The following is a 16,747-nucleotide window of genomic DNA, read 5'->3' as shown; positions in this document are numbered from 1 at the left end:
GGGGTGCGGGCCCGCGCCGCCGGACCGGGGTGCGGAGGCGGGGTGCGGACCGGCCGCGGACGGTGGGTGGGTCGCCCGCGGCGGTGCCTGGGCCGCCTGCGGCCGTGCCTGGGCCGTCCGTGGCAATCCGGGGCCGCGTCCGTGTGCGCCTGCCGTCCGCCCGCCCCGGTGCGCCGGACAATCCCCGTCGTCACGACGTACGGGCGATCCGCGCGGCACCGAGGGGTACCCACGATGCACACAGCAGGACTTCCGGCGCGCCGAGCCGTGCTGGCCGGCGGCCTCGCGGCGGCCGCCGTCGCGCTCGCGGGATGCTCGTCCGCGCGCACCCCGAGGGCGACGACCGCGGCCCCGCCGCCCCGGCCGGCCACGCCCCGGGCCGCGTTCGCACGCCTGATGGAGGGCAACGAGCGCTGGGTCAGCGGGAACCTGGACCACCCCGACCGGGATCCCGAACGGCGCGAGCTGGTCGCCGAGGCACAGGACCCGTTCGGGGTGGTCCTGTCGTGCATCGACTCCCGGGTGGCGCCCGAGCTGATCTTCGACACCGGGCTCGGCGACCTCTACGTCCTGCGCACGGGCGGGCAGGCGGTCGGCCCGGTGGTGACCGGCTCCGTCGAGTACGGGCCCATGACGGGCGGCACCCCGCTGATCGTCGTACTGGGCCACCAGCGCTGCGGCGCCGTCGAGGCCGCGTACAAGTCGCTGAAGGCCGGCAAGCCGCTGCCCGGCAACCTGCAGGCGCTCGCGACGGCCATGGTGCCGGCGTACGAGCTGACGGCGAAGAACCCCGGCGCCGACCCCGTCGACACCATGACCCACCACCAGATCAAGGTGACCGCGGACGGCCTGCGGGCCAACGGCGACCTGGGGCCCCTCGTGCAGAAGGGCGCCCTGGGCGTCGTCGGCGCCTACTACTCGCTGGACACCGGCAAGGTGGAGGTCCTGACCGGCGCGCCCGCCTGAGCGGGGCTCACTCCCCCGCGATCGCCCCGATCTCCGCCAGCAGTTCGGGCTCCAGGGGGCGGTCGGCGACGGCCGCGTTGGCCCGTACCTGCTCGGCGGAGGTCGCGCCGGCGATCACGGAGGAACAGCCCGGCTGGGCGGAGAGCCAGCCGATGGCGAGTTCGAGGAGGCTGCGGCCGTACTCGTCGGCGACGGCGGCGAGCGCCTCGACGGTGTCGAGCCGCTCGTCGGTGACGTAGCCGGCGCGGTTCTCCAGCCGGGAGCCGGCCGGGACGGGGGCGCCCCGGCGGATCTTGCCGGTCAGCAGGCCGTTGGCGAGCGGGAAGTACGGGAGCACGCCGAGGCCGTAGTGCACGGCGGCCGGGACCAGTTCCCGCTCCGCGTCCCGCCGGAGCAGCGACCACTCGTTCTGCGCGGACACGAACGGGACCGCGCCGGTCTCGCGGGCGACGTGCGCGGCTTCGGCCAGCTGCCAGCCGCTGAGGTTGGAGTGGCCGATGTAGCGGATCTTGCCCTCGTTGACGAGCTCGGTGAGCGCGGCGAGGGTCTCGGCGACCGGGGTCGCCGGGTCGGGGCTGTGCAGCTGGTAGAGGTCGATGTGGTCGGTGCCGAGGCGGCGCAGGGACTCCTCGACGGCCCGCCGGACGTACGCGCGGCCGCCGCGGGATCCGGCCGCGGGACCGTACTCCATGTCCATGCCCGCGTAGCCGAACTTGGTGGCGAGGACGACCTGGTCGCGGCGGCCCTTGAGGGCCTGCCCGAGGTGGCGTTCGGAGCCGCCGCGGCCACCGTAGATGTCGGCGGTGTCGAGGAGGGTGATCCCCGCGTCGAGTGCGGCGTCGACGACGGCACGGGTGCCGTGGGCGTCGAGGCGGCCGCCGAAGTTGTTGCAGCCGAGGCCGACGGCGGAGACCTGGAGCCCTGAACTGCCCAGCGGGATGTAGCGCATGCGTTTCGTTCCTCCGCACTCGTCCGGCACGTGATCGGCCAAGTGATCAGTGTAGGAGGCCCGGTCCGGCCGGGCCCCGCCGCTCCTCACAGGACGCGTTGCGCTCCGGCGGCCGGAGCCGCGGCCGTCACGCGCGGCGCCGTGAACCCCGCCGCGTCGAAGGCCTTGGCGATCGCCGCGGTGACGGCCTCCTCGGCGTCCGTGTCGATCAGGGCCAGGGCCGAGCCGCCGAAGCCGCCCCCGGTCATCCGGGCCCCGTGGGCGCCGGCCGCGTTGGCGGTGGCGACCGCCAGGTCGAGCTCCGGGCAGGACACCTCGTAGTCGTCGCGCAGCGAGGCGTGGCCCTCCGTCAGCAGGGGGCCCGTCTCGCGCAGCCGTCCGGCCCGCAGCAGTTCCTCCACCCGTACGACCCGTTCGTTCTCGGTGACGACGTGCCGGACCCGCCGGACCCGTACCGGGTCGTCCAGGCGGGCCAGGGCCGCGTCCAGCTCCGCGTACGGGAGGTCGCGCAGGGCGGTCAGCCCGAGCTCGGCGGCCGCGCCGTGGCAGGAGGCGAGGCGCTCGGCGTAGGCCCCGTCGGCCAGGTCGTGCTTGACGCGGGTGTCGACGACCAGGAGGCGCAGGCCCGCCGCCGCGCAGTCGAACGGGATGTGCCGCTGTTCGAGGGTGCGGGTGTCGAGGTGCAGGGCGTGGCCCTCGGTGGCGCAGGCCGAGGCCGTCTGGTCCATCACCCCGCACGGCACGCCGACGTACGCGTTCTCGGCGCGCCGGGCGAGCGCGGCCAGTTCGGGGCGGGTGAGCGCGATCCCGTACAGCTCGGTGAGCGCCAGGGCGGTGGCCACCTCCAGGGCGGCGGAGGAGGACAGTCCGGCGCCGGCGGGCACGTCGGACCGTACGTGCAGATCGGCGCCCCCGACCGGAAGGCCCGCCTCCAGCAGGGCCCACAGCACTCCGGCCGGGTACGCCGCCCAGCCTGCGGCGCCCGCGGGCGGGCGCGCGGGATCCAGCTCGGCGGGGTGGACGGTCACCACGCCGGAGGGGATGTCGGCGGAGTGCAGCCGGACCGTGCCGTCGGCGCGCCGGGCGGCGGCCACCTCCGTGCGCTGCGGCAGCGCGAAGGGCAGGGCGAAGCCGTCGTTGTAGTCGGTGTGTTCGCCGATCAGGTTGACCCGGCCCGGCGCCGCCCAGACCCCTTCGGGCGGGGACCCGTACAGTCTTCGGAACCCGTCGGCGGTCCGGTGCGCCGGCCCGCCGCCCTCCGTGCGCGCCGCTTCGTCCACCGGCTCGGTGCCCGTCATCGGCTCGCCACCTCCCGCAGCCGCGCGGCCGCGTCCTCGGGCCGGACGTCGTTCATGTAGGCCTCCATCCCGGATTCGGTGCCCGCAAGGTACTTGAGCTTGTCAGCGGTGCGGCGGACCGTGAAGAGCTCCAGGTGGAGCCCGAAGTCGTCGCGGCCGTCCCCGGAGACCGGCGCCTGGTGCCAGGCGGAGATGTACGGGGTGGGCCCGGGCACCCCGAACAGCCGGTCGAAGCGCCGCAGCAGCTCCAGGTAGAGGCGCGGGAACTCGGCGCGGGCCGCGTCGTCCAGCGTGGTCAGGTCGGCGGTGCGGCGGTGCGGGTGGAGGTGGACCTCGTACGGCCAGCGCGCGGCGTAGGGGACGAAGGCGGTCCAGTGCTCGCCTTCGAGGACGACCCGGGTGCCCTCGGCGCGCTCGGCGGCGAGCACCTCCTCGAAGAGGTTGCCGCCGGTGCGGGCCCGGTGGGCGGCGACGGTGGCGAGCATGCGGGTGGTGCGCGGGGTGATGAAGGGGAAGGCGTAGATCTGGCCGTGCGGGTGCGCGAGGGTCACGCCGATCTCGGCGCCCCGGTTCTCGAAGCAGTAGACCTGCCGGACGCCGGACCGGGCGGAGAGTTCGGCGGTGCGGTCCGTCCACGCGGCCAGGACGAGCGCGGCGCGTTCCTCGTCGAGTTCGGCGAAGGAGGTCCGGTGGTCGGGGGTGAAGCAGATGACCTCGCAGCGGCCGGTGTCGCCGGCGAGGGAGGGGAACCGGTTCTCGAAGACGACCACGTCGTAGTCGGGGGCCGGGACCTCGCTCGCCCGGTCCGGGGTGGAGGGGCACAGCGGGCAGGCGTCGGCGGGCGGGTGGTGGGTGCGCCCCTGGCGGTGGGAGGCGATGACGACGGCGTCGCCGAGCAGGGGGTCGCGGCGCACCTCGGAGGAGGTGGCGCAGGCGCCGAGGGGGCGGGTGTCGGGGACGGCGCGGGCCGCGCCGTCGTCGGCGTCGTAGTACAGGATCTCGCGGCCGTCGGCCAGCCGGGTGCTCGTTCGCTTCACGGGAAGAGCTTCTCTCACGCGGAGGGGCGCCGGGGAGCGCGGGGGTTCACTGGAGGGTGACGACGGTGGGGCGGCCGAGGTCGGGGCGGTCGCGCAGCGGCAGGTCGGCGCCGGGGAGCTCCAGTTCGAGCAGGACGATCTCGTTCCGGCCGGTCCGCCACAGGGGCGCCGGGGCGTAGAGGGTGCGCTGCGGGCCGCGCGGGGTGTCGTAGTGGCCGAGGAGGAAGCCGTTCAGCCAGCAGAGTCCGGTGCCCCAGCCGGAGACGTCGACGAACCCGTCGGCGGGGGCGTCCGGGAGGGCGTGGGTGAAGCGGTGGAAGACCGGGCGGGCGGCGCAGGGGGCGGGCGGGGCGTCGTGGGCCGGGGCGGGCGGGGTGTCGCCGGTGGGCGGGGCGTCCCGGGTGGCCGGGGCGGGCGGGGCGTCCCCGGTGGGCGGGGCGGCCGACGTGGCCGGGGCGTCGCAGGTCCAGGCGAGGGCGGTCAGGTCGGTGAGCGGGAGCAGCCGGATCTCCCACTCGAACAGGTGCTGGTGACCGTGCCGGACGCCGCGCCAGATGCCCTTGCGGTCGTCGAGGAGCGGGCCGTAGTTGACCCGTCCCTGGGCCCGGACGAGGACGTCGAGGACGGCACCGGCCTCGCCGACGGCCAGGTCCGGCCCCTCGTCGGGCCGGTTGCGGTCGATGACGCCGAGGGGCTCGCCGTCGGCGAAGAGGTACGCGCGGTCGCCGAGGCCGTCGATCCGGACGGGCATGGCGGGGCGGGGCCCGGTGACGGCGGTGCGGTAGTGGATCATGCCGTGGGCCTGGCCGAGCTTCTCCATGGACTCGGGCGCGGGACGCGCCACGGGCTCGCCGCCGAGCGGGCCGAGGTGGTCCAGGAGCGGGGCGGTGCCGGCCGGCACGGCGAGGGCCGGGGTGATGCGGGGCGGCGGCTGCGGCAGCGGGCCGTCGGGCAGCTGCACGTACCTGCCGATGACCTCGCGGAACGCGTGGAACTTCGGGGTGAGTTCGCCGGCCTCGCCGATGGGGGCGTCGTAGTCGTAACTGGTGACGGTGGGCTGGTAGCCGGGGTCGCCGGGACGGGACCCGGTGTGGTTGGCGCCGGCCCAGAAGCCGAAGCTGGTGCCGCCGTGGGCCATGTAGAGGTTGACGGAGGCACCGGTGGCGAGGAGTTCGTCGAGGGAGGCGGCCGCGTCCTCGACGGCGCGGACGTGATGGTCCTCGCCCCAGTGGTCGAACCAGCCGATCCAGAACTCCATGGCGGCGAGCGGTCCGGTCCGCTGGTGGCGGCGCAGGTGGGCGAGGCGTTCGGCGGGGCGGGCGCCGAAGGTGGCGGTGGCGAGGCGGCCGGGGAGCGTGCCGCCCTGGAGCATGGCGTCCTCGGGCCCGTCGGCGGTGAACAGCAGGCAGTCCACCCCGCGTTCGACCAGGGCCCGTTCCACGTGGGTGCGGTAGCGGGTGTCATTGCCGTACGAGCCGTACTCGTTCTCGATCTGGACGGCGACGACCGGACCGCCACGGCTCGCGAGCAGCGGCAGCAGTTCGGGGACGACGAGGTCGAACCAGCCGTCCACCTCGGCCTCGAAGCGGGGGTCGGAGCAGCGCAGGCGGAGGCCGTCGACGGCGAGGAGCCGGGCGGGCAGGCCGCCGAAGTCCCATTCGGCGCAGATGTACGGGCCGGGGCGGACGACGGCGTCGAGGCCGAGGTCCTGCGCGGTGCGCAGGAAGCGGCCGAGGTCGCGCCAGCCGGTGAAGTCGCCCTTCCCCGGGGCGCTCTCGTGGAAGTTCCAGGGGACGTACGTGTCGACCGTGTTGGCACCGAGGGCGCGCAGCCTCCGCAGCCGGTCCTCCCACAGGTCCGGATGGACCCGGAAGTAGTGCAGCGCCCCCGAGACGATGCGGTGGGGGCGCCCCGCGCGCCGGAATCCGTCCTGGTCGTACGTGAGCATGCGCTGACTCCCCGGAGAGGTCGTGCTGCCGTGAGGTGCCGGACGCCGCCGAATATAGGAACGCTCCGTCCACGCCGTCAATGACCGGTTGATCGGAAACGATCGAATCGATCGGTTCGGTTCTCTATGATGGCGGGGCGCCCCGGAACGGACCGGAGCGCGATCACGGATGACCACGGATCCCGTCGGGGGAGATCTTGAGACCACATGTGGACCGGCGTCAGGCGCAGGTGCTCGCGCTCGTGCGGGCGCGGGGCAGTGTGCGCGTGGCGGACCTGGCGCAGGAGCTGGGTGTTTCACCGGTCACCCTGCGGCGTGACATCGAGGCGATGGCGGCCCGCGGCGAGATCCACCGGATGCACGGGGCGATCAGCCGCGTGGAGACCGGTCGGCCGGGGGCCTCGGCGGGCGGTCCGGTCGGCGGCGCCGCGGGCGGCGCGGCGTCTTCGGCGACCGAGACGGCGCCGGCGCCCTCGGGGACGGGGGGCCGGGCCGCGACCGTCGCGGATGCCCGGGGGCTGGTGATCGGGATGGTGGTGCCGACCACGGAGTACTACTACGCCGACGTCGTGCGCGGGGCCCGCGAGGCGGTCGAGGCGCGGGGTGCGCGACTGACCGTGGGCCTGACCCGCTACCTGCCGGGCGAGGACCGGACGCAGGCGGACCGGCTGCTGTCCACGGGGGCGGACGGGCTGCTGCTCACCCCGAACTGGGACACCGGCTCCCCCGGCGCGGGCGAGGGCGCGTGGACCGCGGAGCTGCCGGTTGCGACGGTGCTGGTGGAGCGGTGGGCGCCGCCCGGGCATCCGGCGGCGGCACTGGACCGGGTGGCTTCCGACCATGCGCACGGCGCGGCGGCGGCGGTGCAGCACCTGGTGGAGCGGGGCCACCGGCGGATCGCGCTGGCCAGCCGCGCGACGCCGACGACGGCGCGGCTGCGGGCCGGGTACGAGGCCGCGGTGTCCGCGCTCGGCCTGGAGCCGGCGCCGCCGTGGCCGCCGGCCGGACCGGTTCCGCTCTCCGACGCGGACCTGTTCGCGCGGGCGCTGGACTACCTGTGCGAGGCGGTGACGGCGGGCGGGGTGACCGCCGCCCTGATCCACAGCGACACCGACGCGATCATGCTGATCCCCCGGCTCCAGGCGCGCGGGGTACGGGTGCCGGAGGACCTCGCCGTGATCACGTACGACGACGAGGTGGCGGGCCTGGCCGATGTACCGCTGTCGGCGGTGGCGCCCGCCAAGCACGAGGTGGGGGCGCGGGCGGCGGGGCTGCTGCTCGACCGGCTGACGGCGGCGGGCGAGGGCCGGGACGAGGGGGCGCGCTGGCATCTGGAACTGCTGCCCCGCCTGACGATCCGTTCGTGACGAGCACTTCCACCCCCTCCGAACTGATTGTTTCGATCGAGTTGCGCATTCGCTCTTGACGGTGTGCGCGTTCGTGCAAAAGATGGGCCGCGCTCTCCCGTCCGCCGCCGTTCGCGGCCGTTCACAGGAGCACTCCATGTCGCGCAGCTTCGCTTCCTCCCGCATGCCCCGCCCCGCCCTGACCGCCTCGGCGGCCTCCCCGGCCCTGTTCGCCCCGCGGGCGGTGGGGAGGCGGAGCCGGGCGGAGCCGGGGCGGCCGGCGGCTCGCCGCAGCAGCCGAGCACGCTCACGTACCGGTCCTCGTCCGCGGGCGTGCAGCAGACGGCGGACGCCTTCGACCACACGCCCGGCCCCAGCCCGGTCCTGGACGTCCTCTTCACCTGCGTCGGCGCCGTCCAGCTCTTCGGCGCACCGCAGTTGCTCCAAGACCATGTACGTCTTCAGCGCCGCGTTCAAAGGCCACGACCACGGACCGGCGGCGGCGAGCACGCTGCTGCTCGCCCTCGTCGCCGGGGTCACCTCGTACGTCGTCATCGGCGTCGTCCTCGCCGGGATCCTCGTCCCGGCCGCCGTGCTCCAGCTGCCGCAGTACCTGATGGCCTCGGCGGCCGGCGGCGTCAACACCTACGGGGGTTACCTGGTGCCCGCCCTGGTCAACCCGTTCGGCGTCCACCTGGCCAGGGTCTTCGCGGAGGGGTACGTCCCGGACGAGGCGCCGGCTGCGGCCCGCATAGACGGCGCGGGTGAACTGCCGCTGTTCGCGCACGTGTCGTTCCCGATGCTGTCGCCTGGGTTTGTGACCATCTTCCTGTTCACCTTCACGGCCGTCTGGAACGACTTCCACGGCGCCCTGACCATGCTGAACGACGAGCGGCCCTACCCCGCCAGTCTGGGCCTGTCCATGTGGAGCCGCAGCCTCTGCCAGCAGCCCGAGTCCCATCCCCTGGTGATCACCGGTTCACTCGTCGCCGTCGTCCCGCTCGTGCCGGCCTTCCTCGGCCTCCAGCGGTTCTGGCGTTCGGGTCTCACCGCAGGAGCCGTCAAGTGACCCCCCACCGTCTCCTCCCCCGGCGCCGCCCCGCCACCGTGCTCGCCATGAGCCCCGGCACGCGGGCCGCCGTCCTCGGCGGCCGGATGCTGCCCGAGCTCGTCCGGGTCGCCGATGTGGACCCCGACCTGCTGCTGACCGGCTTCGGGCCTGACGAGCCCGAGGTGCCCGAGCTCGGCCGCCGTCTCGCGCAGGCGGAGGTGCTGTTCACCGGCTGGGGCTGCCCGCCGCTGGATGCCGAGGCGCTGGACCGGATGCCGCGGCTGCGTGCCGTGGTGCATGCCGCCGGAAGCGTCAAACACCATGTCACGGAGGCCTGCTGGGAGCGCGGGCTGCTGGTCTCCAGCGCCGCGGCCGCCAATGCGGTGCCGGTCGCCGAGTACACGCTCGCCGCGATCCTGTTCGCGAACAAGCGCGTCCTGGAATCCGCCCACGCCTACCGGGCGGCGCGCGCCCCGATCGACCTGCTGCGCCGCTACCCGGCCGTCGGCAACTACCACCGCACCGTCGGCATCGTCGGCGCCTCGCTGGTCGGCCGGCGCGTCCTGGAGCTGCTGCGCCCCTTCGACCTGCGGGTACTGGTGCACGATCCGTACGCCGACCCGGGCGAGCTCGCCGCACTGGGCGCCGAGGCCTGCGCGCTCGACGAACTGCTGCGCCGCAGCGACGTGGTGAGCCTGCACGCCCCCGCGCTCCCGGGGACCCGCCATCTGCTGGACGCGGCCCGGCTGGCGCTGATGCCGGACGGTGCCACTCTGGTCAACACCGCCCGGGGCTCGCTCGTGGACACCGTGGCGCTGACCGAGGAGCTGGTGGCGGGGCGGCTGCACGCCGTGCTCGACCACACCGAGCCCGAGGTGCTGCCCGCCGGTTCGCCGCTGTACGTCCTTCCGAACGTGCTGCTCACCCCGCATGTGGCCGGTTCGCTGGGCGGGGAGCTGGACCGGCTGGCGGCGACGGCGGTCGAGGAGCTGGAGCGGTACGCCCTGGGGCTGGGCTTCCGCCACGCCGTCGACCGCGGCCGGCTCTCCTACTCGGCCTGAGCCGCCGGGGCCGCGACCGCCGCCGCCCCGGCCGCCAGGTGTGCCAGGTGCTCCCGGCCCCGCGCGAGCTGCCCGGACAGTTCGGCGGCGCCGGGATACCAGCGCTTCTCGTACTCCCAGCACAGCCAGCCGTCGTGCGGTACGGCGGCCACGGCCTCGGCGAGCGGCAGCACGCCGGCGCCCAGCCCGAGCGGCGTCAGGTCCTGCGCCGAGGCTACGTCCTTCACCTGTACGTACCCCAGATGGCGGTGCAGCGCCTGCCACGATGCGGCCGGGTCCTCGCCGCCGAGCCAGGTGTGCAGTACGTCCCAGAGGGCGCCCGCGCCGCGCTGCGCGACGCGGTCCAGCACCCGCGCGGCGGCGGCTGCGGTCCGGTGCGAGTCGTGCGTCTCCAGCAGGATCCGCACGCCGTGCCGTTCGGCGAAGGGTGCCGCGGCGGCCAGCCTGCGTACGGCGTGGGTGTCGGCGACCGCCGGCGGCTGACCGGCTCCGCCGGGGAACACCCGGACGTACGGGGCTTCGAGGTCGGCGGCGAGCCGGACCAGGGCGTGCAGTTCGGCGAGGACGGGCTCGTCCGCGCCGGGCGCCGCCACCCGGGCATAGCCCGCGACCCCGAGGACGGCCAGCCCGGCGGCGGTGAGTGTGCGCAGGCCGGCCGTGCGGTCCGCCGCAGAACTGCCGGGGTGGAGCGGCTCTTCGGGGTGGGCTCGCAGTTCGAGGCCGTCGTAGCCGTGGGCAGCGGCGAGGGCGGCACTCCGGTGCATCGGCGCGCCGGGCAGACCGAGTGTGGAGAAGGCGTATCTCACGGAGGGCTCCCCCCGGGCGGAGGGGGCGCGGTGGAGCCGCGCACCATGAGTTCGGTGGGCAGGGTGGTGATCCCGCCCGGGGGCAGCGACTTGCGGCCGGTGACCAGCTGGGCCGCGAGTATGCCGGCCTCGCGCAGCGGTATGCGCACGGTGGTGAGCGCGGGAGCGGTGTCCACGCAGAACGGGAGGTCGTCGAAGCCCGCGACGGACACGTCCCCGGGGATGCGCAGGCCGGCCTCGCGCAGGGCGGCGGCGACTCCGGTGGCGACGGTGTCGTTGGCGGCGGCAACGGCGGTGAAGGGTGCCCCGCGGCGCAGCAGTTCGCGGGTGGCGTCATAGCCGGCGGAGCGCTCGAACCCGGCGTGGACGGTGAGCGGCTCGCAGGCTCCGGGGAGGGCGGGGTCGTGCCGGTGCAGGGCCTCGCGGTGTCCGGCGAGCCGCTCCCGGGTGGTGCTGAGCCCCGGCGGGCCTGCGACGTAGGCGATGCGCCGGTGGCCGAGTGACAGCAGGTGCTCGGCGAGGCGGAACGCACCGCCGCGGTCGTCGAAGGTGACGGTGGCCACGGGCAGTGCGGCGGGTACGGGCAGTGGTGGCCGTCCGCACAGGACGACGGGAGCCCCGGCGCCCGCCATGCGGGTGATGCGGGCGGTGAGCGCGGCCGTGTGCCCGGGCTCCTCGACGGCGCCGCCGGTCAGGACCACCCCGCCGGCGCGCTGGCCCTCCAGCAGGGTGAGGTAGGCGAGTTCGGCGGCGGGTGCGCCTTCGGTGTTGCAGACGACGGCGAGGCGCCGGGGTTCGCCCTGGCCGGTCGGCGCGAGGGCGCTCTGCAGGGATCCGGCGAGGATACCGAAGAAGCTGTCCGCGACGTCGTGGACGAGGACGCCGACCAGGTCGGAGGTGGCGGCCGCGAGGGCGCGGGCGGGGCCGTTGGCCACGTACCCGAGCTCTTCGACGGCCTGTTCCACGCGGGTCCGGGTGCCGCCGGCCACCGGATATCCGCCGTTCAGTACGCGCGAGACCGTGGCGGGCGATACGCCCGCGTGCGCCGCGACCTCGGCGAGAGTCACCGCCATGTTGCACCCCTCCTGCTCGTCCCGGCTCATCGTCTCATCCGGTGTGTCCCTCTCATACTCACCGATTTAGAAAGCGCTTTCCATCACTCGAACGAGTGTTGCGCTGGTGAGCTTCACGACCCTAGCCTGATGAGAGTGAAAGCGCTTTCTACGGATCTCCCTCGCGCTTTCCACCGAAGGCTTGCACGCACGAGCACGAAGGAGGGGACACCGTGGAGCGCAGGACGATCAAGATCGCAATGAACGGCGTGACCGGGCGGATGGGATACCGCCAGCACCTGGTCCGCTCACTGCTCGCCCTGCGCGAGCAGGGCGGGCTGGACCTGGGCGACGGCAGGGTGCTGTGGCCCGAACCGGTGCTGGTCGGACGGCGGGAGCCGGCCCTGCGGGCCATTGCAGAACAGCACGGCCTGGAGCACGTCGGCACGGACCTGTCGGCCGTGCTGGCCGACCCCGAGGTGGAGATCTACTTCGACGCCCAGGTCACCGGCGCCCGCGAGGCGGCGGTCCGGCAGGCGGTGACGGCGGGCAAACACGTGTACTGCGAGAAGCCGACGGCCCTGACCTTCGCATCCTCGCTGGAGCTGGCCCGCCTGGCCGCGGAGGCCGGGGTCAAGCACGGCGTGGTCCAGGACAAACTGTTCCTGCCGGGCCTGCTGAAGCTGAAACGACTGATCGACGGCGGCTTCTTCGGCGAGGTCCTCTCCGTGCGCGGAGAGTTCGGGTACTGGGTGTTCGAGGGGGACTGGCAGCCGGCCCAGCGGCCGTCCTGGAACTACCGGGTGCAGGACGGCGGGGGCATCGTCGCCGACATGTTCCCGCACTGGGAGTACCTGCTGCACGGGCTCTTCGGCCGGGTGCGCACGGTGCAGGCCCTGGCCCGTACGCACATCGGCCGCCGCTGGGACGAGGAGGGCAAACCGTACGAGGCGACGGCGGACGATTCCGCGTACGGGGTCTTCGAGCTGGAGGGCGGTGCCGTCGCGCAGATCAACTCCTCCTGGGCGGTGCGGGTCCACCGCGACGAGCTGGTGGAGTTCCAGGTCGACGGGACGCAGGGGTCGGCGGTGGCCGGGCTGCGCGGCTGCCGGATCCAGCACCGCGGGGCGACGCCCATGCCGGTGTGGAATCCGGATCTGCCGCAGACGGAGGCCTTCCGCGCCCAGTGGCAGGAGGTCCCGGACAACGGTCCGTTCGACAACGGGTTCAAGGCCCAGTGGGAGCTCTTCCTGCGCCATGTCGTGCTCGACGAGCCCTGGCCGTGGGACCTGCTGGCCGGGGCGCGCGGGGTGCAGCTCGCCGAGCTGGGGCTGCGGTCCTCCGCGGAAGGCAGGCGTCTGCCGGTGCCGGAGGTGGTCCTGTGAGCATCCGGCTCCCCGCGGCGGACGGCGGATTCCGCCTGCACCTCCCCTGTACCGATCCGCTCGCACCGCTGGTCCGGGCTCCGGCGCGCAGCCGCAGGCTCTTCGCCGCGGCGCATGTGGTCGCCGATCCGCTCGCCGCCGCGGCGCAGGCCGGTCCTGCGGTGGACTGGGAGACGACGCTGGCGTTCCGGCACCGGCTGTGGGCGCAGGGCCTCGGAGTCGCGGAGGCCATGGACACGGCGCAGCGCGGGATGGGTCTGGACTGGCCGGCCGCGGCGGAGCTGATCCGCCGGTCGGCCGCGGAGGCCCGGGCGGTGGGCGGCCGGATCCTGTGCGGCGCGGGCACCGACCAGCTGGCCCCGGGCGTGGTGCACTCGGCGGCCGCGATCACCGCGGCGTACGAGGAACAGCTCGCGCACGTCGAGGCGTGCGGGGCGGGAGCCGTGCTCATGGCTTCGCGCGCCCTGACGGCCGCGGCACGCGGGCCGGACGACTACCGGGAGGTGTACGGAAGGCTGCTGGGGCAGAGCTCCCGACCCGTCGTGCTCCACTGGCTGGGACCGGAGTTCGACCCGGAGCTGGCCGGCTACTGGGGCCACCGCGACCTCGACGCGGCGACCGAGGCGTTCCTGAAGATCATCGCGGACCGCCCCGAGAAGGTGGACGGGATCAAGCTCTCGCTGCTGGACGCGGTGCGGGAGCGGGACATCCGGCGCAGGCTCCCGCCGGGGGTGCGCTGTTACACGGGGGATGACCACCACTATCCGGAGCTGATCGCCGGGGACGGGACCGGCGGCCCGGCGAGCGACGCGCTGCTGGGGATCTTCGACCCGATCGCCCCGCTGGCCGCTCGGGCGGCGCTCGCCCTCGACCGGGACGACCCGGCCGGGTTCCGTGCGCTGCTGGATCCGACGGTGGCGCTGTCCCGGCACCTGTTCGCCCCGCCGACGCCCTTCTACAAGACGGGGGTGGTGCTGCTGGCCTGGCTGGCGGGGTACCAGGACCATTTCACGATGCTGGGCGGGTTCCAGTCGGCCCGGCCACTGCCCCATCTGGCCACTGCGTACGAACAGGCCGACCGGCTGGGGCTGTTCCCCGATCCGGAGCTGGCCGAGGCGCGGATGCGGCAGTTGCTGGCGGTGTACGGGGTGGCGTCGTGAGCGGGGGGCCGGCTCCGGCCCGGTTCAGCCTCAACCAGGAGACGCTCCGGCAGTGGTCGATGCCCGAGCTGGTCGCCGGGTGTGTGGCGGCCGGGGTGGCCGCGGTCGGGCTGTGGCGGGATCCGGTGCGGGAGTTCGGGCTGCGCGAGACGGCGAAGCTGGTTGCCGGGGCGGGGCTGCGGGTCAGCTCGCTGTGCCGTGGCGGGTTCTTCACCGCAGCCGATCCGGTGGGGCGTGCGGGGGCTCTCGAGGACAACCGCAGGGCCGTGGAGGAGGCTGCCGAGCTGGGCGCCGACACGCTGGTCCTGGTCTCGGGGGGCCTGCCCGACGGGGACCGGGACCTGGTGGGGGCACGCCGGCGGATCGTCGACGTCCTGGACGGTCTCGCCCCGTGGGCGGCCGCGCACGGGGTACGGCTGGGGATCGAGCCGCTCCATCCGATGTTCGCCTCGGACCGCTGCGTGGTCTCCACCCTCGGCCAGGCCCTGGACATCGCCGAGCGGTTCCCGGCGCAGCAGGTGGGGGTGGTGGCCGACGCCTACCACCTGTGGTGGGACGAGCGGCTGCCGGCCGATCTGCACCGCGCGGGGGCCGACGGGCGGATCGTGTCGGTGCAGGTGGCCGACTGGGTGACCCCGCTGCCCGCGGGCGCGCTGACGGGCCGGGGCCAGTTGGGCGACGGCTGCATCGACCTGCGGGCGTTCCGGGAGCTGGCCGACGCGGCGGGCTACCGGGGCCCGGTGGAAGTGGAGATCTTCCATCCGGGCCTGTGGGCACGGGACGGCGCCGAGGTGCTGCGGGAGGTAATCGACCGCTACCGCGCACACGTGGCGTGAGGCGGTCCGGGCGGGGCGATCCGCGTGGGGCACGGGACGGGCCGGCGGGGGCCGGCACGGAATCGGACAAGGAGCATGCGATGACGGACGTGTGGAGTCGGCGCGCCTTCCTCTCCGCCGCGGGCGGGGGTGCGTTCCTGCCGGGAGGAACCGCCCCGACGGCGGTGGCCGCACCGGCCGGGGAGGTCCACGACGCGATGAGGGCGGTGTGGCGCGCTCTCCTGCTGGGCGGTGAGATCCCTGCCGAGCAGGAGCCGTTCCGGTCCAGACTGGCCGATCTCGGCGCCCTGGCCGGAGGATGGCGCTCCGCCATGGCCCCGGCGCCCGGTGCGCTGTGGCCCGACCTCGGGTACGACAGCGACCCCGAGATGATGATGCAGAGCTACTACCGGCTGCGGACGATGGCCGAGGCCTACGTCCGGCCCGGGACGGGGCTCACCGGGGACGGCGCGCTGCGTTCGGCGCTGCTGACCGGGCTGGACCATCTGCACGCGGACGTCTACCACGCCGGGCGGGAGCGGTACGGCAACTGGTACTGCTGGCAGATCGGTGCCCCGCAGGCCCTGCTGGACCTGTGCGTGCTGCTGTACGAGGAGCTGCCGGCCGCCGGGCTCGCCGGTTTCTGCGCGGCCGTCGACCACTTCGTGCCGGACTCGGCGGTCGGCTCGTACACCGGGACCAGCACGGGGGCGAACCGGGTGGACCTGTGCCGGGTGCTGGCGCTGCGCGGGGTGGTGGGCGCGGACCCGGCCAGGCTCGCCCTGGCCCGGGATGCGCTCGCGCCGGTGTTCCCGTACGTCACCGCGGGCGACGGGCTCTACCGGGACGGGTCGTTCGTCCAGCACACCCGGGTGCCGTACACCGGGACGTACGGGGCGGTGCTGCTCGGCGGGCTGGGCATGCTGTTCGCCCTGCTGAAGGGCACTCCCTGGCAGGTCACGGATCCGGGGACGCAGATCGCGTTCGATGCGGTGGAACGGGCGTGGGCTCCTTTCCTGTTCAACGGGCTGATCATGGACTGCGTGTCGGGGCGGGCGGTCAGCCGGGGTCTGATGCTCGCCGACCCGCACCAGGTCCAGCAGGACGACCATGCACGGGGACACGCGGTGCTCGCCTCGGTGCTGCTGCTCGCGGAGGGTGCCAGCAGCACCGAACGGGCTCGCTGGCGGGGGCTGGTGAAGGGCTGGGCGGCCCGGGACCGCTACAGCCGCCCCCTCGCGGACACGACGCTCCCGCTGTCCTCGCTCGCACGGCTGGCGGAGGTGGAGTCCGACGCGTCGGTGACGGCACTGCCCGAACCGGTCGGGCACCGGCTGTTCGCCTCCATGGACCGGGCCACGCACCGGCGGCCCGGCTGGGCGGCGTCGCTGTCCATGGCGTCGAAACGCATCGCGCACTACGAGACCGGCAACGGGGAGAACCTGCGGGGCTGGCACACCGGGAGCGGGATGCTCTGCTGGTGGGGGGCCGGCTACGGCAACGGCCAGTACTCGGACGCCTTCTGGCCGACGGTGGACCCGTACCGGCTGCCGGGGACCACCGTGTCGCGGAAGGTCCTCGCCGACGGGGCGGGCGGTGACTGGGGGGCGTCCCGGCCCGACGCGGCCTGGGTGGGCGGCAGCACCGACGGGGAGTTCGCCTCGCTGGGCCAGCACCTGCGGGGCCTGGGCAGCACGCTCACGGCGCGCAGGTCGTGGTTCTTCCTCGCCGACACCGTCGTCTGCCTGGGAGCGGGGATCCGCTGCTCGGACGGGACCCGGACGCCTTCTGGCCGACGGTGGACCCGTACCGGCTGCCGGGGACCACCGTGTCGCGGAAGGTCCTCGCCGACGGGGCGGGCGGTGACTGGGGG

The 16,747-nt window shown here is 74.6% G+C and carries 13 protein-coding genes and 1 pseudogene; 8 read left to right on the top strand and 6 right to left on the bottom strand.

What is annotated here, in order from left to right:
- Nucleotides 1-234: 234 nt before the first annotated feature.
- On the top strand, nt 235-966 hold the full coding sequence (locus ACFXA3_RS13175; protein WP_385186041.1) for a carbonic anhydrase: 732 nt from the start codon (nt 235-237) through the stop codon (nt 964-966).
- Between the two features lie 7 nt (nt 967-973).
- Here the strand turns inward: ACFXA3_RS13175 and ACFXA3_RS13170 are convergent, their stop codons facing one another.
- From ACFXA3_RS13170 to ACFXA3_RS13155, 4 genes are read right to left on the bottom strand one after another with little or no spacing between them, the layout of a single operon-like run.
- Nucleotides 974-1,957 carry an aldo/keto reductase gene (locus ACFXA3_RS13170; RefSeq protein WP_385186039.1) on the bottom strand — a complete coding sequence of 328 codons (984 nt, stop codon included), beginning with the start codon at nt 1,955-1,957 and terminating at the stop codon, nt 974-976.
- A 44-nt stretch (nt 1,958-2,001) separates the two neighbouring features.
- Nucleotides 2,002-3,213: a galactokinase gene (galK, locus tag ACFXA3_RS13165; RefSeq protein ID WP_385186036.1), complete on the bottom strand. Its 1,212-nt coding sequence runs from the start codon at nt 3,211-3,213 to the stop codon at nt 2,002-2,004.
- Entirely contained in the window at nt 3,210-4,250 is a 1,041-nt protein-coding gene (galT, locus tag ACFXA3_RS13160) for a galactose-1-phosphate uridylyltransferase (RefSeq protein WP_385186033.1), read from the bottom strand. The genes galK and galT overlap by 4 nt, the downstream gene beginning before the upstream one ends.
- 46 nt (nt 4,251-4,296) lie before the next feature.
- A complete protein-coding gene (locus ACFXA3_RS13155) occupies nt 4,297-6,198 on the bottom strand; it encodes a beta-galactosidase family protein (protein ID WP_385186030.1) in 1,902 nt (633 codons plus the stop codon).
- Between the two features lie 197 nt (nt 6,199-6,395).
- Here ACFXA3_RS13155 and ACFXA3_RS13150 point away from each other — a divergent pair, with 197 nt between their 5' ends.
- The 3 genes and pseudogenes from ACFXA3_RS13150 (at nt 6,396) to ACFXA3_RS13140 (ending at nt 9,656) form a co-directional block, all read left to right on the top strand.
- Nucleotides 6,396-7,565 (top strand): substrate-binding domain-containing protein, encoded by a 1,170-nt coding sequence (locus tag ACFXA3_RS13150; RefSeq protein ID WP_385186027.1) that lies wholly within the window; start codon nt 6,396-6,398, stop codon nt 7,563-7,565.
- Nucleotides 7,566-8,094: 529 nt separating this feature from the next.
- Nucleotides 8,095-8,613 (top strand): annotated as a pseudogene (locus ACFXA3_RS13145) (carbohydrate ABC transporter permease); the annotation flags it as partial.
- A 47-nt stretch (nt 8,614-8,660) separates the two neighbouring features.
- Nucleotides 8,661-9,656: a hydroxyacid dehydrogenase gene (locus ACFXA3_RS13140; protein ID WP_385186047.1), complete on the top strand. Its 996-nt coding sequence runs from the start codon at nt 8,661-8,663 to the stop codon at nt 9,654-9,656.
- Here the strand turns inward: ACFXA3_RS13140 and ACFXA3_RS13135 are convergent.
- Both ACFXA3_RS13135 and ACFXA3_RS13130 read right to left on the bottom strand, forming a co-directional pair.
- Complete coding sequence (locus ACFXA3_RS13135) at nt 9,644-10,462, bottom strand: sugar phosphate isomerase/epimerase family protein (protein ID WP_385186024.1); 819 nt, start codon at nt 10,460-10,462, stop codon at nt 9,644-9,646. The two genes, ACFXA3_RS13140 and ACFXA3_RS13135, sit on opposite strands and share 13 nt — an antisense overlap.
- Complete coding sequence (locus tag ACFXA3_RS13130) at nt 10,459-11,535, bottom strand: LacI family DNA-binding transcriptional regulator (protein ID WP_385186022.1); 1,077 nt, start codon at nt 11,533-11,535, stop codon at nt 10,459-10,461. Before ACFXA3_RS13130 ends, ACFXA3_RS13135 begins: the two co-directional genes overlap by 4 nt.
- Before the next feature lie 239 nt (nt 11,536-11,774).
- Between ACFXA3_RS13130 and ACFXA3_RS13125 the strand changes: the two genes are divergently transcribed.
- The 4 genes from ACFXA3_RS13125 to ACFXA3_RS13110 form a co-directional block, all read left to right on the top strand.
- Nucleotides 11,775-12,899, top strand: coding sequence for a Gfo/Idh/MocA family protein (locus ACFXA3_RS13125; RefSeq protein ID WP_385186044.1), 1,125 nt, complete (start codon nt 11,775-11,777; stop codon nt 12,897-12,899).
- Complete coding sequence (locus ACFXA3_RS13120) at nt 12,896-14,059, top strand: dihydrodipicolinate synthase family protein (protein ID WP_385186019.1); 1,164 nt, start codon at nt 12,896-12,898, stop codon at nt 14,057-14,059. The genes ACFXA3_RS13125 and ACFXA3_RS13120 overlap by 4 nt, the downstream gene beginning before the upstream one ends.
- Nucleotides 14,056-14,895, top strand: coding sequence for a sugar phosphate isomerase/epimerase family protein (locus ACFXA3_RS13115; protein WP_385186016.1), 840 nt, complete (start codon nt 14,056-14,058; stop codon nt 14,893-14,895). The genes ACFXA3_RS13120 and ACFXA3_RS13115 overlap by 4 nt, the downstream gene beginning before the upstream one ends.
- Nucleotides 14,896-14,975: 80 nt before the next feature.
- Nucleotides 14,976-16,747: polysaccharide lyase 8 family protein (locus ACFXA3_RS13110; protein WP_385186014.1), on the top strand; the 1,772-nt coding region annotated here is incomplete at its 3' end.

The organism is Streptomyces sp. NPDC059456, from assembly GCF_042750055.1.
Lineage (GTDB): Bacteria > Actinomycetota > Actinomycetes > Streptomycetales > Streptomycetaceae > Streptomyces.
Note: the sequence above shows the minus strand (reverse complement) of the source record. Positions and strands in the feature narration are given on the sequence as shown.